Source organism: Bacillus sp. SLBN-46 (genome assembly GCF_031453555.1).
Lineage (GTDB): Bacteria > Bacillota > Bacilli > Bacillales > Cytobacillaceae > Neobacillus.
In genome coordinates this window covers 4,159,899-4,184,384 of sequence record NZ_JAVIZM010000001.1, presented here as the reverse complement: position 1 = coordinate 4,184,384, position 24,486 = coordinate 4,159,899, and the positions used below count along the sequence as shown (strand labels likewise).

Genomic DNA, 24,486 nt, shown 5'->3' with positions numbered 1-24,486 from the left:
TAAAGGGAAGAAGGTGACGTCCGTGGCGGAAGATAAACAGAAGGTGGTTATTATTGGAGGAGGAATAGCAGGTTTAACAGCTGCATTCTATCTTCAAAAACAGATTCATGAACACAGCCTTCCTATTGAAATTAAACTTATTGAAGCTTCCCACCGTCTCGGAGGCAAAATGCAAACCGTTATTAGAGACGGTTTTACAATTGAGAGAGGCCCTGATTCATTTTTAGCAAGGAAGACAAGCATGATCCGACTTGCTAAAGAAGTAGGGATGGACGATCAATTAGTTCATAATTCCACGGGTAAATCATATGTTCTAGTGAATGAGAAGCTACATTCAATGCCCGGTGGTTCGATCATGGGAATTCCAACACAAATAGGCCCCTTTCTAACAACAGGCTTATTTTCGATTCCTGGTAAATTAAGAGCTGCGGCCGATTTTATTTTACCTCGTTCTGAAAGCGGGAAAGACCAGTCTTTAGGAGAATTTTTTAGACGAAGATTAGGTGATGAAGTGGTTGAGAATTTAATTGAACCATTGTTATCAGGCATTTATGCGGGTGACATTGATCAATTAAGTTTAATGTCTACTTTCCCACAATTTTATGAGGTGGAACAAAAATACCGAAGCCTGATCGTTGGCATGAAAAAAGCGACTCCTTCCCAACCGAAAAAGACTGAAAGTAAAGAGAGTACCAAAGGGGCTTTTTTAACTTTCAAAACGGGGCTCCAATCTTTTGCAGAAGCCATTGAAAGTAAAATAGACCCGGATTCTATTTTAAAAGGCCATCGTGTTGAAAAGATTACAAAGTCCAATCAAACGTATGAGATATATCTAAATAATGGGGAAACCATTCAGGCAGATAGTATTATTGCTGCCACTCCTCATCAAATAACGCAAGGGATGTTTTCAGATTATCGCTTTTTTGATCCATTTAAATCGGTCCCATCTACATCTGTTGCCACCGTTGCGTTGGCATTTCCAACGGAAGCAATCAAGCAGGATATTGATGGAACCGGATTTGTTGTCTCAAGAAATAATGATTATTCGATTACTGCTTGTACGTGGACTCATAAAAAGTGGGCCCATTCGACTCCAAAGGGTAAAGTTCTCCTACGCTGCTATGTGGGAAGAGCTGGTGATGAAACCATTGTCGATTTATCAGATGACCAAATAATAAAAATTGTTTTGGATGATTTAAAGAAAACGATGGATATTACATTGAACCCTGATTTCGCAATTGTATCACGTTGGAAGAATTCAATGCCGCAATATACGGTGGGGCATAAACAGCGGCTTGCTACCATTCTAGACCATGTTAAAGAGGAGCTGCCTGGTGTTTTCCTAGCAGGTGCTTCCTATGGAGGAGTAGGCGTTCCAGATTGCATTGACCAGGGTGAGGCGGCTGTACAGAATGTTTTAGAATACTTTAATAAGAAGACACCGTTAAAAGAAGCTGTTCAATAACAACAGCTTCTTTTTCTATATTTTCTATAGCGAAGGAAGAACTTTCATTTTTTACTTGCAAACCATTAATAATGGATGTATACTTCTTAAGTATTAAATGACCGAAATGTTCATTTGGTCAATGGTGAATTTCAAGCATACTTTTTTCAAAGGATTGTCTAAATAGATAGTCCTTATTTTAAAAAACAAAATGACCAAATGAACAAAACAGTCAGAATAAAAAGGAGGCATCAGGGTTGAAAAACATCTTGTTAAAGGAAGAACTGTTATCTATCTTTAAAAATAGAAAAATTCTCGTTCCCATTATAGCCGTCATGTTTGTCCCAGTCTTGTATGCTGGTATGTTTTTATGGGCTTTTTGGGATCCATATGACAAGCTGGATGAGCTACCGGTTGCAGTAGTCAATAATGATGAAGGTACAGTACTGGATGGGGAACACCTGCAGCTTGGGGATGACTTAACGTCCAAACTAAAGAAGAGCCAACAATTTGATTTTCAATTGGTTGATAAAAAGGAAGCCTATAAAGAGCTAGAGGACCAAAAGTATTACATGGTCATTGAGATTCCTAAAAATTTTTCTGAAAATGCAACCACCTTATTAGATAAGCAACCAAAAAAGTTGGAACTGATTTACACCCCAAATGAAAGCTATAATTTCCTTTCAGCACAGATTGGTGGAACAGCTGCTGAAAAAATTAAAACGGCTGTGTCAGAACAGGTAACTGAAACGTATGCAGAAACCATGTTTGGAAAAATCAGTGAACTTGCCGATGGGGTCGAAAAAGCCAGTGATGGTGCTGGTCAATTAAGTGACGGGTCCAGTGACTTAAACAAAGGATCTAAAAAATTAAATGATGGACTTAATACACTAGCAGAAAAATCAATAGAATTTAATAATGGAATGAAAGCGGCAAATGATGGTACTAACAAGCTTGCGGGGGGTTCATCCGATTTATATACTGGAATTGATACATTATCTAAAAAATCTATTGAGTTCGACCAGGGTGTAAAACACGCAGCTACTGGGTCACAAAAATTAACTGCTGGTACGAAGGAATTAGAGAATGGATTGGCAAAAGCTGACTCTAATATCCCACTCCTAATTAATGGAACAGAGGAAGTAAAATCTGGTGCCGAGCAACTAAAGAGTGAGCTTCCAGCTGGAATTGCGGACGCATTGGAAAAACAATTATCTGGTAGTGCTGGTGATCTTGCATCGCAGATTGCTGAACAAACAATCGCAGCACAAACGAGCAAAATGCAAGAGTTAGCCCAAGTATTAATAGCTAACGGTGTTTCACCACAACTTGTAAATACAATTATGGTTGAAGAGCAAAAAAATGCTCCAACAAAAGATCAACTTCAACAACAAATTTTGTCTGAACTTAGCCCTAAATTAGCAGCTGCAACCAAAGGGTTAGATGAAAAAATAAAAGCTCAAACGGATCCATATTTTAATCAATTAATTGGTGGTATTGGCACTATTAATGAAAACCAGAAATTATTACAGCAAGGTATTCATCAGCTATATAATGGTTCAGTACAATTATCTGATGGAACTAGCGAACTTTCAAACGGTATGAGTCAATTATCTGCTGGTGCTGATAAGCTAACAAATGGAACAGGTCAATTGGCTGCAGGGTCAGGTGAGTTGAAGCAGGGAGCTTATGATTTATATAAAGGTATGAATCAATTATCTGCTGGTTCAACAGCCCTTAGCTCGGGTGCAGGACAGTTAGCAGATGGTTCAAACCAATTAAAAGATGGTTCAACAAAATTATCTGATGGTACGAAAGAGCTAGCAGATAAGCTTGCAGATGGGGCCAAAGAGGCTTCTAAAGTACATCCTGATGATAAGACCTATAACATGATGGCAAAACCTGTTAAATTAGATAAGGAAAGTGTGAATCATGTCCCTAATTATGGAACAGGATTTGCACCATACTTCCTTTCATTAGGTTTATTTGTCGGAGCATTATTATTATCAATTGTATTCCCACTTAGGGATACAGCTGTTACCCCAACTAGTGGCTTTAATTGGTTTGCCGGTAAGTTTGCCATTATGGCTGGTGTGGGAGTGATTCAGGCGTTATTGGCAGATATGATCCTCCTTCTTGGATTAGGCCTTGATGTTCAAAGTGTACCGAAGTTTATTTTGTTCTCTATTATTACAAGTTTAACTTTTATTGCATTAATTCAGCTGCTTGTTTCAGTATTTTCCGATGCAGGGCGTTTTATTGCAATTATTATTCTTATTTTCCAATTGACTACAAGTGCTGGAACCTTCCCGCTTGAGTTAATTCCTAACTTCTTACAGCATTTTAATGCTTTCCTACCAATGACTTATTCAGTTTCTGGTTTTAAGGCAGTGATTTCGAGTGGTGACTTTAGTTTTATGTGGGAAAATGTCATGATTCTATTAAGTTTCTTACTTGCTTTCGCGCTAGGAACCATTGCATATTTTACAATGCGAGTTAGACATCAGTTTAAACATGCAATAAATGAATAAAAGCAATTAAACCAGTCGACATTTTCGACTGGTTTTTTGATTAGTAAATTAGACTGTTTTTAAGTATATTAAAAATAGAATGTAGAAACGGAGGGGTTCATTATGAAGTTAACAACCATTGGTTTTTGGGGTGGATATCCTAAGCAAAATGGCGCAAGCGCAGGCTATCTACTTGAACATGAAGGCTTTCGACTATTAATAGATTGTGGAAGTGGAGTGCTTTCCAAGATGCAGAATGTGATTCAACCAGAAGAACTGGATGCCGTTATTATTTCACATTACCATCCTGATCATATTGCGGATATTGGTGTGTTGCAGCATGCAAGATTAATATTAGGATTCTTAGGGAAGGCATGCCCAACTCTTCCTATATATGGTCACCATTATGATGAACATGAATTTACGAAATTAACCTACAAACAAATTACAAAAGGAATTGCTTATAATCCTGCAAGTCCTATTGAAATTGGGCCGTTTACGGTATCTTTTTTAAAGACAGACCATCCTGTCCCATGCTATGCGATGAAGTTTGAAGCCGATGGAAAGTCGCTGGTATATACGGCAGACACTTCATTTAAAGAAGAATTTATTGAGTTTAGCAAAAATGCAGATGTCCTGTTATGTGAGTGTAATTTCTACGGAAATCAAAACGGTAAACCAGCGGGTCATATGAATAGTCTAGATGCGGGCAAGTTGGCTCAACAAGCATCCGTCAAGCGATTGGTCCTTACTCATTTACCACAATACGGTACATTATCTGAGTTATTGGAGGAGGCATCCACACAATTTACTGGTATAATTAAGCTTGCAGAAGAATTCCAATCTATTTCATTATAAGAAGGGGAAATATAGTATGTTATTTATCGATAATAAAGGCATCACAGATCCTCGTATTAATTTAGCGATAGAAGAATATGCACTAAAAAATCTGGATATTGATGAGACCTATTTATTATTCTACATAAATGAACCAAGCATTATCATCGGCAAGAATCAAAACACCATTGAAGAAATAAACACAGAGTACGTGGAGAGTAATGGGATCCATGTTGTTCGTAGGTTATCTGGTGGTGGCGCTGTGTACCATGACCTTGGTAATTTAAACTTTAGTTTTATCACAAAGGACGATGGTGAGAGCTTTCATAATTTCCGGAAATTCACTGAGCCAGTTGTGGCGGCATTAAAAAGCTTAGGAGTAAACGCGGAACTAAGTGGCCGAAATGATTTACTTGCGGAAGGAAGAAAGGTTTCTGGAAATGCTCAATTTTCAACCAGAGGTAGAATGTTCAGCCACGGTACTCTTTTATTCAACTCAGAAATGGATCATGTCGTCTCTGCTTTAAAGGTGAAGAAGGATAAGATTGAATCAAAGGGAATTAAATCTATTCGCAGCCGCGTGGCCAATATCTCTGAGTTTCTACCTGAAAAAATAAATATTCAAGAATTTCGTTCTCTCATTCTCAAGCATATTTTTGAAGGAAAAGAGAATATTCCTGAATATGTGCTGACGGAAGAGGATTGGGAAAAAATCCATCAACTTTCGAAGGAGCGCTACCAAAATTGGGAATGGAACTATGGGAAGTCACCGAAATTCAACCTGCAGCACTCACATCGGTTCCCGGTTGGGTCGATTGATGTACGCTTGGAGGTTAATAAAGGATTAATTGAGAATTGTAAAATTTATGGCGACTTTTTCGGTGTAGGGGATGTTAGTGACATTGAGACGAGGTTAATAGGTCTCCGCTATGAAAAAAGCGAATTAGAAAAGGCACTTGCAGACTTGGAGATTTCCCGCTACTTTGGAAACATCACCAAGGAGGAATTCGTTAATTTAATCTATTAAAAAGGAAGCTGATTCAGGAGGGTGCCAGGCACCAACTGAATCAGCTTCTTTTTTTGTGAGATTTTAAGGTATTATACTTGAATACTTAAATTTCTAGCAATATAATATATTTAGAAAATTTTTATAATTAAGTGAATGAGTATTCATTCATATGGGGAGGGAAACTATGAATTTATCAACCAAGTTTCATCAAACAGCCAAAGCCTATGCGGATAAACCAGCGTACTATTTTATGGGACAATCGAGTACCTATGCTGAATTAGATGTTGCAATTACGAAATTTGCCTCAGGTCTCGAAAAATTAGGGATAAAACAAGGCGACCACATTGCACTATTGTTAGGCAACTCACCGCATTTTATCATCAGTCTCTATGGGGCTTTACGGTTAGGGGTAACTGTTATCCCCGTAAATCCGATTTATACTGCAGATGAAATTGGCTACATTTTAAATAATGGTGATGTAAAAGCAGTCGTTGCCCTCGACTTGGCGATCCCATTGGCGGACAAAATGCACACTTTCTTACCAAAGATAGAGCATTATGTATTTTGTGAAACCATGCCAAATAGTCTGGAAACATCTGAAATTGAAACTCTTTCAGTCTACCCCAAAATGAAATCGTTTACAGAGGTGGTGGGGCTGGGAGATAGTTCTTTTCAAGGGCCCGAATTGCAAGACGACGAAGTAGCTATTATTCTTTATACGTCTGGAACAACAGGAAAACCTAAGGGAGCCATGTTAACCCATCAGAATTTGTATAGCAATGCCAGTGATGTTGGGGATTATTTGAAAATGAATCAAGATGATAGAGTGGTAACTGTTCTCCCGATGTTTCATGTCTTTTGTTTGACAGTTGCCTTAAATGCCCCGTTATTAACGGGAGCAACCCTGTTGATTGCACCGAAATTTAGTCCTAAAGAAACCTTTTCGCTAATAAAAGACTTTGAGGCTACTGTATTTGCCGGTGTTCCGACTATGTACAACTTCCTTTATCAATATCCAGAAGGAAATCCAGATGACTTACAATCCTTACGTTTATGCATTTCAGGTGGAGCATCCCTTCCAGTTGCCTTGTTAAAGAACTTTGAACAGAAGTTCAATGTATTGATTTCTGAGGGGTATGGTTTATCCGAAGCATCACCGGTCACTTGTTTTAACCCGCTTGATCGTCCGCGCAAGCCGGGTTCCATTGGTTGCTCCATTCTCCACGTGGAAAACAAAATTGTGAATGAGCTTGGGGAGGATGTACCTGTTGGTGAAGCAGGCGAGTTAATCGTTCGAGGTCCCAATGTAATGAAGGGTTATTATAAAATGCCAGAAGAATCTGCGGCTGCTATTAGAAATGGTTGGCTTTATACAGGTGATATTGCAAAAATGGATGAAGACGGATACTTTTATATTGTTGACCGGAAAAAGGATTTAATTATTGTAGGCGGTTATAATGTCTATCCACGTGAAGTAGAAGAAGTAATCTATGACCATCCAGATGTTGTCGAGGTAGCTGTTCTTGGAATCCCTGATCCAAACCAGGGGGAGGCAGTGAGTGCGTATGTAGTCAGCAAAAATCCAGATTTGACAGCTGCTCAAGTACTGGCATATTGTAAAGAACACCTGGCAAAATATAAAGTTCCATCTTCGATTGAGTTTTTAGAAGAACTCCCGAAAAACACAACCGGGAAAATCTTAAGACGAGCATTAAGAACGCAAGTTACACAATCGGTTGGAAAGTAAGTTGAAATTTTTTTCTATAAAAGGCAGGCATTTAGCCTGTCTTTTTCGAATTGATTTATATAAAGGGGGAGTTCTGATGGAACAAATTTTACTACAAATATCTAATCATCTTGCAATCGTAACTATTAATCGTGAGGAATCATTGAATGCGTTTAATTATGAAACACTGTTAGAATTACAGCAAAAGGTCGAAGAGATTCGGATTCATCCCGATGTTCGGGTTGTAATCTTTATTGGAGCGGGGGAAAAGTCTTTTAGTGTTGGTGCAGATTTAAAAGAACGCAAGACTTTAACGGATGAGCAAGTGAAACGAAATTTGTTTAAAATCAATGAGGTGTTTAATGCAATCGACCAACTACCACAGCCTACTATTGCAGCGATAAACGGTTTTGCCTTTGGCGGAGGGATGGAACTTGCGCTAGCTTGTGATTTTCGCTTAGCTGCCAAAGAAGCGTTAATGGGACTAACGGAGACAGGTTTGGCTATCATTCCTGGCGCTGGTGGAACACAGCGGCTCCCACGCTTAATCGGTCAGGCCAAAGCTTTAGAGCTTATCCTAACTGCCCGTAGAATGACGGCTGAAGAGGCATTGAGTGCTGGGGTGCTGACAAGGGTTGTTGAGCGGAAAAACTTATTGAATGAGTGCTTTGCTTTTTGCGAACAATTGCTTGCAAATGGCCCCGTCGCATTACAGCAGGCAAAGTTTGCGATAAAAAATGGCATGAATACAGATTTACATACAGGTCTTCAAATTGAACGGAAGGCTTATGAGGTAACGCTCCCAACTGAAGATCGGGTGGAAGCATTGCAAGCCTTTGCAGAAAAAAGAAAACCAGTTTTTAAAGGAAAATAAACATGGCCTCCGCCATGTTTTTTGTTTTTATTTTACCTGAAAATTTGCTAAAATTTATGTTTATATGATAATTGGATTATTGGGGGAATTAAGTTGGCAGATATGGCAATTGGGAGAGAGACATCTGAGTTTAAGAAGGGGCTCCAGGCAGGCATTACGATCGGGATTGGTTATTTTCCTATTGCACTAACTTTTGGGCTCCTCGCAAAAACTTCTGGCCTATCCATTTACGAAACCGTTTTAATGAGTATCATTGTATTTGCAGGTGCATCGCAATATATATCATTAAGTCTGATCGCTTACGGGACGGGGATCTTCGAAATTATTTTAACGACGTTTATTGTGAATATTCGTCACTTTTTAATGAGCACCACCTTAACGGAAAAATGTGAGGAAGACCATTTACTGAATAAACTGATATACTCTTTTGGCATTACGGACGAGACGTTTTCAGTGGTTGCTACGAAAGAAGGCACCGCTACAACCGGTTTTATGTTTGGTGTTATTTCCGTATCTTATTCAAGCTGGGTTGTATTTTCTGGAGTGGGTCACCTCATCGGGGCAAGTCTGCCACAAACCCTACAAGAAAGCATGAGTGTGGCACTTTATGCCATGTTTATCGGTCTATTAGTCCCTTCCATGAAAAAAAGTGTAAAAGTGGTTTTTCTTGCTGCACTTGGTGCGGCGTTTAACTCCATTTTCACAATTAATCACCTTATGGCCCAAGGATGGGCTATAGTTACATCAACTCTTTTATCAGCAGTTCTTATAGAATTAGGAGAAGTTTTGAAAAATAAGCATCGAGGTGTACAACATGAAAAGTGAAATCATTTGGATGATTATTGGAATGGGATTAGTCACTTATATTCCTCGAATGCTGCCGTTTGTCTTATTTAAAGGAAAAGAGCTACCATTATTTGTTCAGGGTGTCTTAAAAAATGTTCCATACGCTACTCTTGGTGCATTGATTTTTCCAGCTATTCTTTTTATTCAAAAGGGAGATATTTGGTATGGTGTCCTGGGAGCAGCTGCAGCTTTTCTTGCTGCATTTTTAGGAGCAAATGTGATTGTGGTTGTACTTGGATCCATTGCTGTTCTAACTCTTTATTCGTATCTTATGTAGGCCAGTCATGTACTGGCTTTTTTTATGGTTCTAAAACCAGGAGATTAAACTAAACTAAATATAGAGAGAGGCTGTACACAAAGGGGGACAAAGTGATGGTAAGAAAAATGGGGGTCTATGCGGTATTGGCCTTCTGTCTGTTTGGATTGTTTTTTTATTGGTACTTATTTTACTTTGCTGATACAAAGTTACCTTTTGAATATGAAGGATCTAAAGCTGACCCGGCTACCTTTTTAAATGGAAGGGAGCTTATGTTGAGCGAAGAGTATTCAAAAATTAGAAATCTATTGTTTTTTTTATCTACACCCTTTGAATGGCTGTTTTATTTTTTACTATTATTGTTTGGCTTTTCTAAGGCTTTTAAGCGATGGGCAGAAAGCTCCTCAAAGTACAAATTTCTGCAAACGGCGATCTATCTAATTTGGTTATCCTTTTTTGCTTTCTTAGCAACATTTCCATTAAACTATATTAGTTATACCTTATCTAAGACGTATCATATTTCCACTCAATCCTTCCCTTCTTGGATGAAGGATGAATTAATTGATTTTTGGCTTAATTATGGGACATGGTTGATTATTGTGCCTGTTTTATATTGGCTTATGAAAAAGAGCAGTAAACGCTGGTGGCTCTACGGGTGGTTGTTGTCCATACCGTTTACCCTATTTATGATGTTCCTGCAACCAGTTGTTATTGACCCACTATACAATGATTTTTATCCGTTAAAAAATAAGGAATTAGAAACAAAGATTTTAACCTTAGCAGAGAAGGCAGACATTCCCGCACAGCATGTTTTTGAAGTAAATATGGCAGATAAAACAAATTCTTTAAATGCGTATGTAACGGGGATTGGTTCGAATGCTAGGATTGTCCTATGGGATACTACTTTGAATCGGTTGAATGATAACCAAATCCTCTTCATTATGGCACATGAAATGTGTCATTACGTCGAAAAACATATATACTTTGGCATTGGGGGATATCTGCTGCTCTCGCTGCTTGGATTATATTTGACCTATAGGTTGATGAACTGGGCAACAAAGCGCTGGGGTAAGGAACTGAAAATAACGGATGTAGCAGATATACGTTCACTTCCTTTATTTTTCATGATTTTATCCATGCTTATGTTTGCGGCCAGTCCATTTACAAATTTTGCTTCTCGCTATCAGGAAACACGGGCGGACAAATATGCGATTGAGATGACGAAAAATCCAGAAGCTGCGATTGCTTCTTTTCAGGAGTTAAGTCGCTCAGGTTTAAGTCAAGTCAACCCACCTTTCTTGGTGAAAATTTTCCGTTATACACATCCTTCTATGCTCGACCGAATTTCAAAGCTAGAGGAATACGAAATCAAACTAAAAAATAAATAACCAAACTGAGGCTGAAGATCATACGTGACTTCAGCCTCTTTTTCGTAAAACAAAAAACCGCCCAATACAGGCGGTTCACGAAGGTTAATTTACGTTCCAAATCGTTTGTTAATGTCCTTGAGCTGTCCAGATAGAAGGAGAAATGATCGTTTGTCTCGACTGTCGATGGCCGAATCAATCTTGCGTAACAATTTTTCCTTTTCCACAGTTAGCTGAATTTCCGATAAAAGCATGTCGATGTACAAATCCTGGACGAAGTTCTCTTTCAGTTGATTGCGTTTCATGGCACCAAGTTTCATTAATTCTGTGTATGATTTTTCATTCATGAAAATCACCTCTGATGCTTTTTTCTATTATATGGAGTTTTCTTATTATTATCAATACTATTTATAATTTTCTGAAAAATAATTACTTGACACATTTTGTGAACAATTTAGCAACAATTCAGAAAAAAACAATAAATTATTTGTCGAAAGTGGTAAGATGTGGTAGAAACTATTAAAGGAGCTGAATGGGTTGAAGCAAAAAATAATTGAAGAATATGAGGTAAATTCATCCACCATGTTTATACAACCAGTAGAATACGGTAGTAAAATATATTCTCAGATCTATGAAACAGATGCTGAATTCTTGTCTCCATTTAAACCATTTGAAATCATCAAACATAGCTGCGAATATTATGGAGCTGATTACCAATCAAGACGAAGGGCAACTAAAGATCTAACTAATTACACGCGTAAAGTACCAATTGCGATTGAACCGAGTAACGACATCTTTTTTTTCCCTACTGCTTCACCCGAGAGTTCTGTTTGTATGTGGTTTTCACCATCACAAATTGAAAACCATTCGCCAGCACCGGGTGTGAAAACTAAAGTTCTGTTTCAAAATAAACAAACACTTCTTTTTGATGTTCCTTATGTTACTTTTAACAAGCAGATGGAAAGAACTTCTCATGTAAAAGCGAGGTTTTTTCAAAGATTAGAAAGAAAAGGGAATAAAAAGACGTTTTATTTAATAAACAGACCTAAATTAGGGAAGGCATCAGAAACCCAAAGAGAATATACGAATCATAGTAAAACTCCGAATCCGAAATAAGAGTTGCTACCCATTATTTTAACGGGACAGATGTTTTTTTAGTAAGTAGGCTTCCATTAATTCTTGAACCTTATTTCGAATTCGTGGATTAAAGTAATTATGGTTTTCCTCATAGCCTTTGTAAATAAACATGTACATCGTAAAAGCGTCGTCCCGTTTTGTTTCAATTACTTGGAGTTTATTTTTTTTCATATATTGTTTTACCTCAGCCAATTCCCGCTGAATTTCCTTCATTGTTTCCTCAATCAAATCCAAATACGGTTTTTTTAATTTGAAGGGGCTTTTTTCTACAACAGATAAATCCCGGTTTAGGACAATCAGAACCATCGGTAAATAAATGGCTTTCTCCATAATGTCACGATCACTCTCTGGAATTCGGGTCATGGATACTCCACCTTTCTGCAAAATAAGAACAAGTGTTCTTTATTATTTTACGAAAAAGCAACATTAAAAGCAATAGGACTTTATTTTTACCAAAGCTCGTCATGTGGCGAGCTTTCTTTGTTGCAAATTTCCCCAGATTTATGAGAAAGTTTTTATTAATAGAAGGATATCTGGTAGGGGAAAATGAATTAAATGGAGAAACCTTTAAAAAGAAATACCAGTCATATATAGGTGAAGATAAAACAGGGACGAATGGGTGGTAAAAACGAATGAGAGCTGATAAACATCAACATCAACATAAGAAAAAGAGAAGATGGACGTCCATTTTGCTTGTATTCTTACTTTTAATTGGAGCAGGAGCTGGTTATGCCTATTTTCAATTTAAACAAGGAGTAAATCAATCATTAAAGAAAATAAATAAGGACAATACAGATACGGAAGAAATCTATACATTTGAAGGACAAAAGGATCAGTATGGTGATACGAATATTTTATTGCTTGGAAGTGATGCCAGAGGGAAAGAAAAATCCCGGGCAGATACCATTATGATTGCACATTACAACGAGGACAAAGGGACCTTCAAACTAACATCCATTATGAGGGATAGTTACGTAGAAATTCCTGGTCATGGGAAACATAAAATTAATTCGGCTTTCGCACGTGGGGGTCCAGAGTTAATGAGACAAACGATTAAGCAGAACTTTGATATTGATTTACAATACTATGCTATTGTTGATTTTCAAGGTTTTGTCCAGTTGATTGATGAAGCATTTCCAAATGGAATAGAAATAGACGTGGAGAAGAAGATGTCTGGTAATATTTATATGACGATTGAGCCAGGCCTACAAAGATTGAATGGTACACAATTGCTTGGATATGTTCGCTTCCGTCATGATGCTGTAGGCGATTTTGGACGGGTCGAACGTCAACAAAAGGTAGTAAAGGCAATTGGAGACCAGTTGAGTGGTTTTCAAACCATTACGAAATTACCCAAACTTATTGGGGTTGTTACACCGTATGTGAAAACTAATATGGACACATCTGATATGTTATTTATGGCAAAGGATTTCTTTTCAGATAAAAGAGGAAATGTAGCTACCCTACGAATCCCAGTGGAAGACAGTTTTACAGAGCCAAGAATTAAAGGAGAAGGTGCTGTTTTAGATATTGATGTCGAAAAGAATAAAGAAGCTCTTCATCAATTCATTACACAGTGAAATTTCTCTAGTACAAAATGAATAGGACAAAAAATAAAGGAGAAATGGGATGGACTTTGATGCATTAAAAGCATGGTTTACGCTTGAAAATATTATGAGTCTAATACGGGAATATCGAGCCCTCGGTCCATTACCTGGCATCTTGCTAACCATTATTGAAGCATTTCTTCCGTTTCTCCCATTATTCCTATTTGTAATGGCTAATGCAAGTGCATTCGGACTGTGGTTAGGTTTTTTATATTCATGGATTGGAACTTGTATCGGGGCACTACTGGTTTTTTTGCTAGTTAGGAAATATGGGCAAAGAAGATTATTATCTTTTTTGCCGAAGCACCCGAAGGTTCGTACGCTCATGGATTGGGTGGAGCGCCACGGTTTTGGTCCGCTTTTTTTACTCCTATGCTTTCCATTTACACCATCGGCAGTTGTCAATATTGTCGCTGGTCTTTCAAAAATTAGCACTGCCCAATATATGCTTGCTGTTTGCATTGGTAAAATGGTGATGATCTTCACGATAAGTTTTATAGGATATGATATTCATTCATTAATAACTAAACCTTTTCGCACGGTCATAGTATTTCTTGTTATTTTCATTCTTTGGTATATAGGAAAAAGAATTGAACTTAGATTGAATAAGAGTACAGAAACTGACCATAATGAAGAATTATATAGAGACAAAGAGCTGGAGAAAAGGAGGAGTTACAATGAAGATTGAATGGAAAAAGGAAGGAATGGAATGGGTTAAGGCGTTTGCAATAGGTATTATTATTTTTGCTTTTATTCGGACATTTTTCTTCTCCAACTATATTGTGGAAGGCGAATCAATGATGCCAACCCTACAGGATGGAAACAAACTTGTAGTGAATAAACTTGGCTATCAAGTGGGGGAATTGAATCGCTTTGACGTCATCGTTTTTCACGCAAATGCAAAAGAAGATTTTGTTAAAAGAATTATTGGGCTTCCAGGTGATAAACTAGAATATCGTAATGATCAATTATATATTAATGGGCATAAATATGAAGAGCCATTTTTAGATGTTTACAAACAGAAGTCACCTGGTTTAAAAATAACAGGCGATTTTAGTTTGAAAGAAATAACAGGCGAAAATATAGTGCCTGAAGGGAAATTATTCGTACTGGGTGATAATCGACTTGGAAGCTGGGACAGCCGCCAATTCGGCTTTATCTCCGCAACACAGGTGGTTGGGAAAGTAGATTTACGCTACTGGCCATTAAATGAAATGGACGTCCATTTTTAATATTTTAGAGCAGGACAGGCACGATTGGTAAAATCGTGTTTTTTTTGCGGAAAAATACCAATTATGGTTTTAATCACAGTAAACAGATACAAACATTTGTACTGCTTTTTATGTTAAAATGAAAGATAGAGTTTTTGACAGTTTATAGGAAGTGAGGTTGGCATATGTCATTAAGAATGGTAATTGGACGATCAGGAAGCGGCAAAACATCCATGCTTCTTGATGAAATTCGTAATCGGCTGATCAATCAACCAGAGGGTACTCCCATTTTATATATTGTTCCTGATCAGATGACATTCTTATCTGAATACCGCTTGGCTACTGACCTAAAGCTTGGAGGAATGATTCGGGCACAAGTATTTAGCTTTTCTAGGTTAGCATGGCGAATTCTTCAGGAAACAGGCGGAATAAGCCGGGTGCATTTAAGTAATGTCGGAATTAACATGTTAATCCGCAAAATAATTGATGAGCAGAAGGATCAATTGAAGCTTTTTCAAAGGGCTGCAGATAAGACTGGATTCGTTCAGCAAGTAGAGCAAATGATTATCGAATTTAAGAGGTATTGCATTAGTCCCGAGGAACTAATGCAAGCCCCAAAACAGGTTGGAGCAGGAGAAACCTCAGGTTCAATGGCCCTGAATGACAAATTAATGGATTTAGAAATCATTTATCAAAAATTTGAAGAGGAAATATTCGGAAAATATATTGATTCGGAGGATTATTTTCGTCTTCTATCAGAGAAGATATCCAGCTCTTCCTATTTGAAAGAGGCCGAAATCTATATTGATGGATTTTATAGCTTTTCCCCGCAGGAATATCGTGTGTTGACCGAGTTGATGAAACATTGCCAAAGGGTTTCCATCGCGTTGACAACGGAGCGCCTTTCGGTAGAATCTGGACCAGATGAGCTTGATTTGTTTCGCTTATCAAGTGAAACCAGTTACTCCATTTATGATTTGGCAAGGGCTCAAGGGATAGAAATGGAGGAGCCTGTTACCCTCCAAGAGCAAAAAAAATGGAGTCATCTGTCCTTACGTCATTTAGAGGAGAATTTTGATGCCCGCCCGGCCATTCCTTTTTATGGGAAGACGGAAATCAATATTTGCCAAGCGGTCAACCGCCGAGCTGAAATTGAAGGAATCGCAAGAGAAACTCGCCGCTTAGTTAGAGAAAAAGGGTACCGCTACCGAGACATCGCATTATTAATCCGTAACGGACAAGACTATCATGAAATTGTTGAGCCAGTATTCGAAGATTATCAGATTCCTTATTTTATTGACCAAAAACGGACAATGTTAAATCATCCTCTTATTGAGCTAATCCGCTCGACGCTGGAAGTGATTAACACATACTGGCGCTATGAATCTATTTTCAGAGTCATTAAAACCGAATTAATCTATCCCTTACTGGAAAATCCGGTAAAAATGCGAGAGAAGATGGATAGGCTTGAAAATTATGTCCTGGCTTACGGCATTAAAGGAAGTAAGTGGACGAAAAAGGATCGCTGGAGTTACCGGAGAATTAGAGGGCTAGAGTTGGATGGAAATGGACAAACCGATGCCGAACGCAAAATGGAGCAGGAATTAAATGAGTTAAAGCTAATGGTAACGGCACCGATTCTCCGCCTTTCAAGGCGATTGAAGAAGGCAGATACCGGACGCAAGCTTTGCGAAGCCATCTATTTATTCTTAGAAGAATTAGATATTCCTGAGAAGCTTGAAAAGTGGAAAGTGGAAGCGGAAGAAAAGGGTAATCTTGTTAAAATGCGAGAGCACGAACAGGTGTGGAACGCGGTTATTGATTTATTAGATCAATATGTAGAGATTTTAGGAGATGAACCAGTCTCACTAAAGTCCTTTGCTGCTATTTTAGAATCTGGATTTGAGTCTTTACATTTTTCCCTAATACCACCTGCACTAGATCAAGTTTTAATTGGAGACTTAGAGAAATCAAGATTAATGGATATTAAAGTCTGTTTTGTGGTTGGCGTCAATGAGGGAGTATTACCGGCGAAAATTTCAGGCGAAGGAATCCTATCAGATGAAGACCGGGAAATGCTTCTTTCAGCAGGCATCAACGTTGCACCAAGCAGTCGAACACGTTTGCTGGATGAGAATTTTCTAGCCTATAAAGCTTTTACTGCACCCGCCGAGAAGCTTTACGTAACCTATCCATTAGCAAATGATGAGGGGAAAGCTTTAATTGCCTCTTCGTATATCAAGAGGATAAAAGATATGTTTCCTGAGGCGAGAGAACATTATTATGTTTCAGACCCAGCGGAATTGCCTGAAGAGGGGCAGTTAAGCTTTATTACAAACTTTACCACAACATTATCTTATTTGACCTCCCAACTTCAGCTGAACAAACGAAATTATCCAATTTCAAATCTCTGGTGGGATGTGTATAACTATTATTTAGAAAGTCCGGGAAAGGAAAAGGCAACAAAAGTGTTTTCGAGCCTTTTTTATACGAACCAAACGGTTCAGCTTTCTAAACAGGTGGCAGACGAATTATACGGTGATACCATTCAGGCGAGTGTTTCGAGAATGGAATTGTTTAATAGCTGTGCTTTTACTCATTTTGTTCAGCATGGTTTGAGGCTTCGAGAAAGAAAAATTTTCCGCTTAGAAGCGCCTGATATAGGAGAGTTATTTCATGCGGCTATAAAATATATTTCTGATACAGTTAATACACAAAACATTTCATGGGCGCAGTTAACGAAAGTGCAATGTGAGGAATTATCCAAAGAAGCAGTCAATGCCATAGCTCCAAAATTACAAAACGAGATTTTGTTGAGTTCCGAGAGGCATCATTATATCAAGCGTAAATTAGAGCAAATTATTACCCGTGCTTCACTTGTGTTAAGTGAGCACGCAAAAGTAAGTGGATTCTCCCCAATCGGATTAGAATTGGGATTTGGAGCAAATGCGGAGTTGCCGCCATTAAGTTTTCCGTTGAAAAATGGAAAGCGAATGGAGTTAGCAGGGCGAATTGATAGGGTTGATCAAGCAAAGAGTGAAGACGATAATGTGTTCTTAAGGGTAATTGATTATAAATCAAGTGAAAAAGACGTTCATTTAAGTGATGTATATTATGGTCTCTCTCTGCAAATGATCACCTATTTAGATATTGTAATGACCTACTCAAAGGAATTAGTCGAGATGGAGGCAAGTCCTGCAGGTGTCCTTTATTTTCACGTTCATAATCCGCTGATTAACTCCACAAAATTGTTGACGATGGATGAAATCGAAGCAGAAATAATGAAGAAATTTAAGATGAATGGTTTATTGTTAAGTGATCAAAGTGTAATCAAACTCATGGACCAAACGCTTGAGTCAGGTGATTCGCACATTATTTCTGCTGGATTTAAGAAGGATGGTAACTTAACCAAGCGTTCAAAAGTTGCTAGCATGGAGCATTTTAATGATTTAAGAAATTATGTAAGGACGCTGTATCAGAAATCGGGGAACGCTATCGTCGATGGACATGTAGAGATTTCTCCTTATAAGCAGAAGGACAAAAAGGCTTGTACCTTCTGTCCTTATAAATCTGTTTGTCAATTAGATGAAGGAATTGAGAGTAGCCCTTACCGTGTGATTACACCGTTATCAAATGAAAAGGTACTTGATTTAATTCGAGAGGAGTTGAGTGGAAATGAGTAATTCTTTCATCCCGCCGAAACCTTCAGAGGCTACTTGGACAGAAGATCAGTGGAAAGCGATTATGGCTAGGAATAAAGATATTCTCGTAGCAGCTGCGGCCGGATCAGGAAAAACGGCAGTCCTTGTTGAAAGAATCATTCAAAAGATTCTTTCAACCGATGATCCGATCAACGTGGATGAATTATTAGTGGTGACGTTTACGAATGCTTCCGCTGCAGAGATGAGGCATCGAATTGGAGAAGCGTTAGAAAAAGCGATTGATGCGGATCCTGGTTCCCGGCACTTACGAAAGCAGCTCAGCTTACTAAATAAAGCCTCCATTTCCACTCTTCACTCATTTTGTATGGAGGTTATCCGGAAGTATTATTACTTGATTGATGTGGACCCCGGGTTTCGAATCGCAGATGAAACCGAAGCACAGTTAATTAGAGATGAAGTAATGGACGAGCTTTTTGAAATAGAATACGGTAAACCAGATAACGAAGCCTTTTTTAACCTAGTTGATTCGTTTACGAGTGATCGAAGCGACGATGCACTGCAGGATATTGTGCGATCGATTTATGATTTTGCCCGTTCAAATCCGATACCAGAGCAATATTTACAATCTATTGTTGATATGTATAACGTTGTTCCGACAACAAACATTGAAGACCTTCCATTTGTCCAGGCGCTTCTTTTTGATATTGAATTGCAATTGGAAGCTGCAAAGGAAATGATAAAGCGGGGCTTAGAAATTACCAAGCTACCGAATGGACCAGCACCTAGGGCGGAGAATTTTTTAGAGGATCTGCATGTAATTGATACACTAATAAAAGCGAAAGAAGATTCTTGGGAGACATTGTATCAGGCCATGCAAACCTGGTCCTTTTCACGTGCAAAGCCAGTGAAGGGTGATCACTTTGATAAGGAATTAGCAGAGAAGGCCCAAAAACTGCGTGAAAAAGCAAAGAAGAAAATTCAAGATATTGGTGAAGAACTCTTTTCACGTAAGCCAGATGGTTTCTTGCGAGATATGGAAGAAATGAAACCGTTAATTGAAACACTTGTCTATCTTGTAAAAGACTTTGCTGAGCGGTTTGAAAAAGCAAAGAGGGAAAAAGGACTAGTGGACTACGCCGATCTCGAGCATTTTTGTTTGCAAATTTTAACAGGAGAAAATTTCGGTGCAGGTGAATTTCAACCTTCAGAGGCAGCACTTGCATACAGGAGACATTTTAAAGAAGTCTACTGTGATGAGTATCAGGACACAAATATGGTGCAAGAAACAATACTGAAGCTGGTGACGAAGGATGAGGAGCAATTTGGCAACCTGTTCATGGTCGGGGATGTGAAACAGTCCATCTACCGGTTCCGGTTGGCAGAGCCAAACCTGTTTTTAGGTAAGTATAATCGTTTTACTGTTACTGGTGAATCAACAGGATTGCGAATCGATTTGGCAAGAAATTTTTAGGAGCAGAAAAGAAATTCTCGAGGCGACCAATTATTTATTCAAACAAATCATGGGTGTAAGAGTTGGTGAAATCGAATACGATGAAGCAGCAGAACTGCGTAATGGAGCACCATATCCAGATGATGAACCATTTCCTGTAGAGCTAATTCTTATCGATCAAAATGCTGAATTACAAGAAACGCCTGAGGAAACAGAAGCAGTGGCTGAAATGGCCCAGGCCGGATTTGATGCAGCAGAACTTGAACAATCTCAGCTTGAAGCTAGAGTAATGGCTGCTAAGATTAAAGAATTAGTCCAACAGGGTTCACCTGTTTATAATACGAAAACAAAGACGAACCGTCCGTTAATGTACCGAGACATTGTCATCCTGCTAAGATCGATGACATGGGCACCGCAAATCATGGAGGAATTTAAGCAGCAAGGCATTCCAATCTATGCCAATTTATCCACAGGCTATTTTGAGGCAACCGAAGTTGCGATTATGATGTCCTTGCTCCGAGTGATTGATAATCCTTCCCAGGATATCCCGATTGCATCCGTGCTGCGTTCACCTATCGTCGGTCTAAATGAAGAGGAACTTGCTAAAATTCGCATTCACCAGAAAAAGGGGTCTTTTTGGGATGCTGTTACCACTTTTTGTCATAGCAAGCCTGACGAGGCAACTGAAACTTTTTATGAAAAAGTCCGACGCTTTTATGATGCACTAACAGAATGGCGTTCAATGGCAAGACGAGGTTCACTGTCGGAGTTAATTTGGCAGTTATACCGTGATACTCAGTTCTATGATTTTGTCGGCGGTTTGCCGGGTGGAAAACAGCGCCAAGCAAATTTACGAGCTCTTTATGACAGAGCGCGGCAATATGAACAAACCTCCTTTCGTGGGTTATTCCGCTTTTTACGTTTTATTGAACGAATGATTGAACGAGGGAATGATTTAGGTGCTGCCAGAGCGTTAGGTGAGCAGGAGGATGTTGTGAGGATTATGACCATCCATAGCAGTAAAGGGCTCGAATTTCCAGTTGTGTTTATGGCAGGAATGGCAAGACAATTTAATTTGTCCGATATTCGTAAACCATACATGCTAGATAAAGAATATGGATTTGCTGCAAAGTATGTCAATATAAAGAAACGGATATCGTATCCATCACTGCCACAAATTGCTTTTAAGCGAAAGAAGAAAATGGAAATGCTCGCCGAGGAAATGCGTGTATTATACGTGGCAATGACAAGGGCAAAAGAGAAGCTATATGCAACGGCTACCTTAAAGGATGCCTTAAAAAAAATCGATCAGTGGAATGATGTCTCCTCTAATACAAAATGGCTGTTAAAGGATTATGAAAGGGCATCAGCAAACAGCTACATCGATTGGATTGGTCCTGCACTTATTCGTCATCAAGACTGCAGTGAATTGCGAACTAGAGGTGAAGTCAATATACTAGTTCCATCAGAAATTACCAATCATCCTTCTTCATGGAACATTTCATTACTAAATGCGGAAGAAATTAAAAAACAGGAATTAACACTTGAACTGGAACAAGACCACTTTATGGAGATGGTACAAAAGGCAGAACCAGTACCAGTAGAATCCCTTTTTGCTGAGGAAATACAAGACCGATTAACTTGGGAATATTCTTATCCAAGCGCAGCGATCCATCGCTCAAAGCAATCGGTTTCTGAAATCAAGCGCAGCAGGGAAATAGCGGATGAACATAGCGGTACAGAACTTGTTCGACATTTTAAGAAGACCATCTCAAAGCGACCTAAGTTTATGCAGGAAAAACAGTTAAGCCCTGCTGAGCGGGGGACAGCCATGCATATGGTGATGCAGCATGTGGACCTATCAAGACCTATTAGTGAGGAATCCATAAAGGAACAACTTGAATGGATGGTAAATAATGAGTTGCTATCCCCGGAGCAAGCGGAGGTAATTGATGGCAAATTAATTGTTCAGTTTTTTCATTCAGAACTGGGACAAAGGTATTTTCATGCGAAAGCTATTCATAGGGAAATCCCGTTCACACTCTCACTGCCTGCAAATGAAGTTTATCCAAATTGGAAAGATTCAGAGGAAGCTGTTTTTGTACAAGGAATTATTGATTGCATCCTTGAAGATGAAAATGGCTTGGTACTAATTGATTATAAATCAGATGGAATTACAGACAGGTATAAAGGTGGTTTTTCACAGGCAAGCCCCATCCTTGAAGATCGTTACAAGCTGCAAATTAATTTATATACAAGGGCGATTGAACAGATTTGGAAAAGAAATGTTGTAGAAAGATATTTATTTTTCTTTGATGGAGCCCATATTTTAAAGGTTAATAAATAAAGTTAATTAAAAAATGAGGCTGACATTAAGTCATCCTCATTTTTTAATTATTACCCGCTATAGGCTGGTCGATAAGGTTTGTATCAAGAACATTCGTACCGCTTAATCCATTATTTGTTATAATGAATCCCCCAGTATTAAATGCTCCTGAACCGGCATTTGTTTTGGACCCGCTTTTCGGTGAAATATATAAAGCATCCCCAAATTGCACAATTCCCCCGCCTACGTTAACGATTTGTACTGGACCGATAATCGCTGGCATCTAAAACATCCTTTTCATTGACTGATTCCATATAATATTTAACCTATGCGTGGATCATTGTCCTTGTTCTTGATCTTCTTCTCTAGGAACAGGAAGAAGCTGTCTGATATGCTTTACCCGTACCTCCATTGAAACATCTTTGCTGTTACCTACATGTAAAAGCGAGGAGGATGAAATAGCGATGATGTCAATGTTATGAACCTTAATAACTGGGTTTAAGTGTTGGTGAGAAAATGAGACGTCCTCGCTAATTGACTCGAAAGGAATTGGTTCGGAAAAGACAGGATAGGAAAAAAGATCCCCTTCATTTCCATAAAACTGCTCTGTTTCCCTTTGTACAGCGAGTGCTTTAGAAAATCCATTAATTATACAGGAATCTCCTAGCTGGAGGATAGAAGCAAACGAGACGATGTCTATATTAATTGCATCGACACAAGATGTTCTAGCTAGCATAATCAAGTCACGTCCGATTGCAGTGGTACAAAGGGACCGATAATCAAGGATTCAGCAGGTGTATCAAAAGTTGATGCTAATTGAATCGATTCCGTATCGCCTACCAAGACTAATGATGAGCTGGCTACCCCAATAATTTTTATATTTTGGACGATTAGCTCACGATTATAGACTTCAAAGTTCATTCCGGTTTCATCCCTTTCACGTGTTCTGGCAGGTTAGTAAAAAACACGGATACTCCATTCTTAATCTCCTGCTTAATTGCTTCAATGATTAAGTCATCAACATTTGTATGTTCTGATGATCGCTGGTTTTGTAGATTAGCTTTTAAATGATGTTCAATTCGGTTAGGAAGTTGCTTCGTTATATCTTGCTTGATAAAGGATAAATAAGCTTCATTCGGTGGAACATCTAATTCTCTTTGGGTGGCTTCTACTATTGAAGGTAAATCAGTCTCAAGGTATCTGTATATCGCTTCTTCGATTTTCATGGATCGCTGCATTTGATCCTTCGGTGGAGGTGGGACGTTCATTTGCTGATTTTGAACTGCAAAGTCTTCAATCCCAGATAAGTCAGAAGGATTCAGGCCGATGTTTAATGTTCCTTCAAGAGTTTCTACCTTCAATTGATCAAATTTATATTCAATTTTATCGACTCGAATAGGATGCTTCTCCTTTATTTGCTTCATTTCTTCTTGCATTTTTTGAACAGTAGCCTCCAAGGTAACGATTCTCTTTTCCTGTGCTTGAATATACATTTGCAGCCATTGAAGGTATTGAGAATAATCCTGATACATGAAATCACCTCACTATAGATAGTATCGAAGAACCAAAAAGATAGATGAAAGGTTTATTTGTCTCCGTCTGCGTTGTCTTGCTTTCTAACAGCTGCCTGTAACGGAACGGCTGGTGTACCCACTAAGCTTCCTATAGCTTTTATTGGCTTGGGTGCTGGCTCTGTAAATCCACCGGTATTATATAGGTATGCTGAAGGTTTTATTATTCCAGCACTTCCAATTTGCATAACAGAAGAATTGGAAATACTTCCAATTCTTATAAAATTTATTTGAATTGACTGCTGAATATAGTAATTCATTTTAGACCACCCATTTTTTATGCGTTGAGGGTAATTGGTTGATCGATTCCATCTTGGTCCGATGTATTTGTGGAACTCAAGTTGTTGTTGAGACGTAAACTCTCCCCTGTGTTAAAGGAACCAGCTCCAGAGAAAGTTTTGGCCGTAGATAAAGGCATAATTTTATACACATCGCCAATATGGAAAACTGAACTGCTTCCAAGGGTAATAACCTGTGCAACTCCAACGATGGCTGGCATGATCAACATCCTTTTTTATTGGTATCTATAAATTATATGTCTGGGCGATTGTATGGTGAATGATTCGCCTAAATAAATTGGCAACTGAGGTAAATTGAGGATGATATACGCATTTCATGTCGATTTTATAAGGGTATTAGTCGAAAATAGGAAA

Annotated in this window: 22 protein-coding genes and 1 pseudogene; 15 read left to right on the top strand and 8 right to left on the bottom strand. The window is 38.5% G+C overall.

Going from position 1 to position 24,486, the window contains the following annotated elements; genetic code table 11:
* The first annotated feature begins 22 nt into the window (after window positions 1–22).
* From hemY to QFZ87_RS21280, 9 genes are all read left to right on the top strand, one after another.
* Window positions 23–1,465, top strand: coding sequence for a protoporphyrinogen oxidase (gene hemY / locus QFZ87_RS21320; protein ID WP_309865972.1), 1,443 nt, complete (start codon window positions 23–25; stop codon window positions 1,463–1,465).
* Window positions 1,466–1,701: 236 nt separating this feature from the next.
* Window positions 1,702–3,975, top strand: coding sequence for a YhgE/Pip family protein (locus QFZ87_RS21315; RefSeq protein ID WP_309865970.1), 2,274 nt, complete (start codon window positions 1,702–1,704; stop codon window positions 3,973–3,975).
* A 102-nt stretch (window positions 3,976–4,077) separates the two neighbouring features.
* The gene (locus QFZ87_RS21310) at window positions 4,078–4,812 is read left to right on the top strand and encodes an MBL fold metallo-hydrolase (protein ID WP_309865968.1); all 735 of its coding nucleotides are present in this window, start codon (window positions 4,078–4,080) and stop codon (window positions 4,810–4,812) included.
* A gap of 16 nt (window positions 4,813–4,828) precedes the next feature.
* A complete protein-coding gene (lplA, locus tag QFZ87_RS21305) occupies window positions 4,829–5,818 on the top strand; it encodes a lipoate--protein ligase (protein WP_309865966.1) in 990 nt (329 codons plus the stop codon).
* 166 nt (window positions 5,819–5,984) lie between these two features.
* The gene (locus tag QFZ87_RS21300) at window positions 5,985–7,547 is read left to right on the top strand and encodes a fatty acid--CoA ligase family protein (RefSeq protein WP_309865964.1); all 1,563 of its coding nucleotides are present in this window, start codon (window positions 5,985–5,987) and stop codon (window positions 7,545–7,547) included.
* A 76-nt stretch (window positions 7,548–7,623) separates the two neighbouring features.
* The gene (locus tag QFZ87_RS21295; protein ID WP_309865962.1) at window positions 7,624–8,400 is read left to right on the top strand and encodes an enoyl-CoA hydratase-related protein; all 777 of its coding nucleotides are present in this window, start codon (window positions 7,624–7,626) and stop codon (window positions 8,398–8,400) included.
* Window positions 8,401–8,502: 102 nt separating this feature from the next.
* Window positions 8,503–9,225, top strand: a complete 723-nt coding sequence (locus tag QFZ87_RS21290) for an AzlC family ABC transporter permease (RefSeq protein ID WP_396133981.1) — start codon at window positions 8,503–8,505, stop codon at window positions 9,223–9,225.
* Window positions 9,215–9,523 carry an AzlD domain-containing protein gene (locus QFZ87_RS21285; protein ID WP_309865958.1) on the top strand — a complete coding sequence of 103 codons (309 nt, stop codon included), beginning with the start codon at window positions 9,215–9,217 and terminating at the stop codon, window positions 9,521–9,523. Before QFZ87_RS21290 ends, QFZ87_RS21285 begins: the two co-directional genes overlap by 11 nt.
* Window positions 9,524–9,618: 95 nt before the next feature.
* On the top strand, window positions 9,619–10,890 hold the full coding sequence (locus tag QFZ87_RS21280) for a M48 family metallopeptidase (protein WP_309865956.1): 1,272 nt from the start codon (window positions 9,619–9,621) through the stop codon (window positions 10,888–10,890).
* 89 nt (window positions 10,891–10,979) lie between these two features.
* Here the strand turns inward: QFZ87_RS21280 and QFZ87_RS21275 are convergent, their stop codons facing one another.
* Window positions 10,980–11,216, bottom strand: coding sequence for an IDEAL domain-containing protein (locus QFZ87_RS21275; RefSeq protein WP_309865954.1), 237 nt, complete (start codon window positions 11,214–11,216; stop codon window positions 10,980–10,982).
* Window positions 11,217–11,406: 190 nt separating this feature from the next.
* Between QFZ87_RS21275 and QFZ87_RS21270 the strand changes: the two genes are divergently transcribed.
* Window positions 11,407–11,985 carry a competence protein ComK gene (locus QFZ87_RS21270; protein ID WP_309865952.1) on the top strand — a complete coding sequence of 193 codons (579 nt, stop codon included), beginning with the start codon at window positions 11,407–11,409 and terminating at the stop codon, window positions 11,983–11,985.
* 18 nt (window positions 11,986–12,003) lie between these two features.
* On the opposite strand, the gene QFZ87_RS21265 is transcribed toward QFZ87_RS21270, so the two are convergent.
* Entirely contained in the window at window positions 12,004–12,369 is a 366-nt protein-coding gene (locus QFZ87_RS21265) for a YhjD family protein (protein WP_309865950.1), read from the bottom strand.
* Between the two features lie 269 nt (window positions 12,370–12,638).
* On the opposite strand from QFZ87_RS21265, the gene QFZ87_RS21260 reads away from it, so the two are divergent.
* The 5 genes and pseudogenes from QFZ87_RS21260 to addA all read left to right on the top strand — a co-directional run bounded on the left by QFZ87_RS21260 (window position 12,639) and on the right by addA (window position 22,283).
* Window positions 12,639–13,586 (top strand): LCP family protein, encoded by a 948-nt coding sequence (locus QFZ87_RS21260; protein ID WP_309865947.1) that lies wholly within the window; start codon window positions 12,639–12,641, stop codon window positions 13,584–13,586.
* A gap of 49 nt (window positions 13,587–13,635) precedes the next feature.
* Window positions 13,636–14,301: a TVP38/TMEM64 family protein gene (locus tag QFZ87_RS21255; protein ID WP_309865945.1), complete on the top strand. Its 666-nt coding sequence runs from the start codon at window positions 13,636–13,638 to the stop codon at window positions 14,299–14,301.
* Window positions 14,291–14,845 (top strand): signal peptidase I, encoded by a 555-nt coding sequence (lepB, locus tag QFZ87_RS21250; RefSeq protein WP_309865943.1) that lies wholly within the window; start codon window positions 14,291–14,293, stop codon window positions 14,843–14,845. Before QFZ87_RS21255 ends, lepB begins: the two co-directional genes overlap by 11 nt.
* Window positions 14,846–15,009: 164 nt before the next feature.
* Window positions 15,010–18,507 carry a helicase-exonuclease AddAB subunit AddB gene (gene addB, locus QFZ87_RS21245; RefSeq protein ID WP_309865941.1) on the top strand — a complete coding sequence of 1,166 codons (3,498 nt, stop codon included), beginning with the start codon at window positions 15,010–15,012 and terminating at the stop codon, window positions 18,505–18,507.
* Window positions 18,500–22,283, top strand: a pseudogene (gene addA / locus QFZ87_RS21240) (helicase-exonuclease AddAB subunit AddA). The gene addB and the pseudogene addA overlap by 8 nt, the downstream one beginning before the upstream one ends.
* A 43-nt stretch (window positions 22,284–22,326) precedes the next feature.
* On the opposite strand, the gene QFZ87_RS21235 reads toward addA, so the two are convergent.
* From QFZ87_RS21235 to QFZ87_RS21210, 6 genes are read right to left on the bottom strand one after another with little or no spacing between them, the layout of a single operon-like run.
* A complete protein-coding gene (locus QFZ87_RS21235; RefSeq protein WP_308080596.1) occupies window positions 22,327–22,545 on the bottom strand; it encodes a spore germination protein in 219 nt (72 codons plus the stop codon).
* A 54-nt stretch (window positions 22,546–22,599) separates the two neighbouring features.
* Window positions 22,600–22,998, bottom strand: coding sequence for a spore germination protein GerPE (locus tag QFZ87_RS21230; RefSeq protein ID WP_309865938.1), 399 nt, complete (start codon window positions 22,996–22,998; stop codon window positions 22,600–22,602).
* A 2-nt stretch (window positions 22,999–23,000) separates the two neighbouring features.
* Window positions 23,001–23,183, bottom strand: a complete 183-nt coding sequence (locus QFZ87_RS21225) for a spore gernimation protein GerPD (protein WP_308080594.1) — start codon at window positions 23,181–23,183, stop codon at window positions 23,001–23,003.
* On the bottom strand, window positions 23,180–23,794 hold the full coding sequence (gene gerPC, locus QFZ87_RS21220) for a spore germination protein GerPC (protein WP_309865936.1): 615 nt from the start codon (window positions 23,792–23,794) through the stop codon (window positions 23,180–23,182). The genes QFZ87_RS21225 and gerPC overlap by 4 nt, the downstream gene beginning before the upstream one ends.
* A 53-nt stretch (window positions 23,795–23,847) precedes the next feature.
* Complete coding sequence (locus tag QFZ87_RS21215) at window positions 23,848–24,093, bottom strand: spore germination protein GerPB (RefSeq protein WP_309865934.1); 246 nt, start codon at window positions 24,091–24,093, stop codon at window positions 23,848–23,850.
* A 17-nt stretch (window positions 24,094–24,110) separates the two neighbouring features.
* The gene (locus QFZ87_RS21210) at window positions 24,111–24,332 is read right to left on the bottom strand and encodes a spore germination protein (protein ID WP_309865932.1); all 222 of its coding nucleotides are present in this window, start codon (window positions 24,330–24,332) and stop codon (window positions 24,111–24,113) included.
* Window positions 24,333–24,486 lie beyond the last annotated feature (154 nt).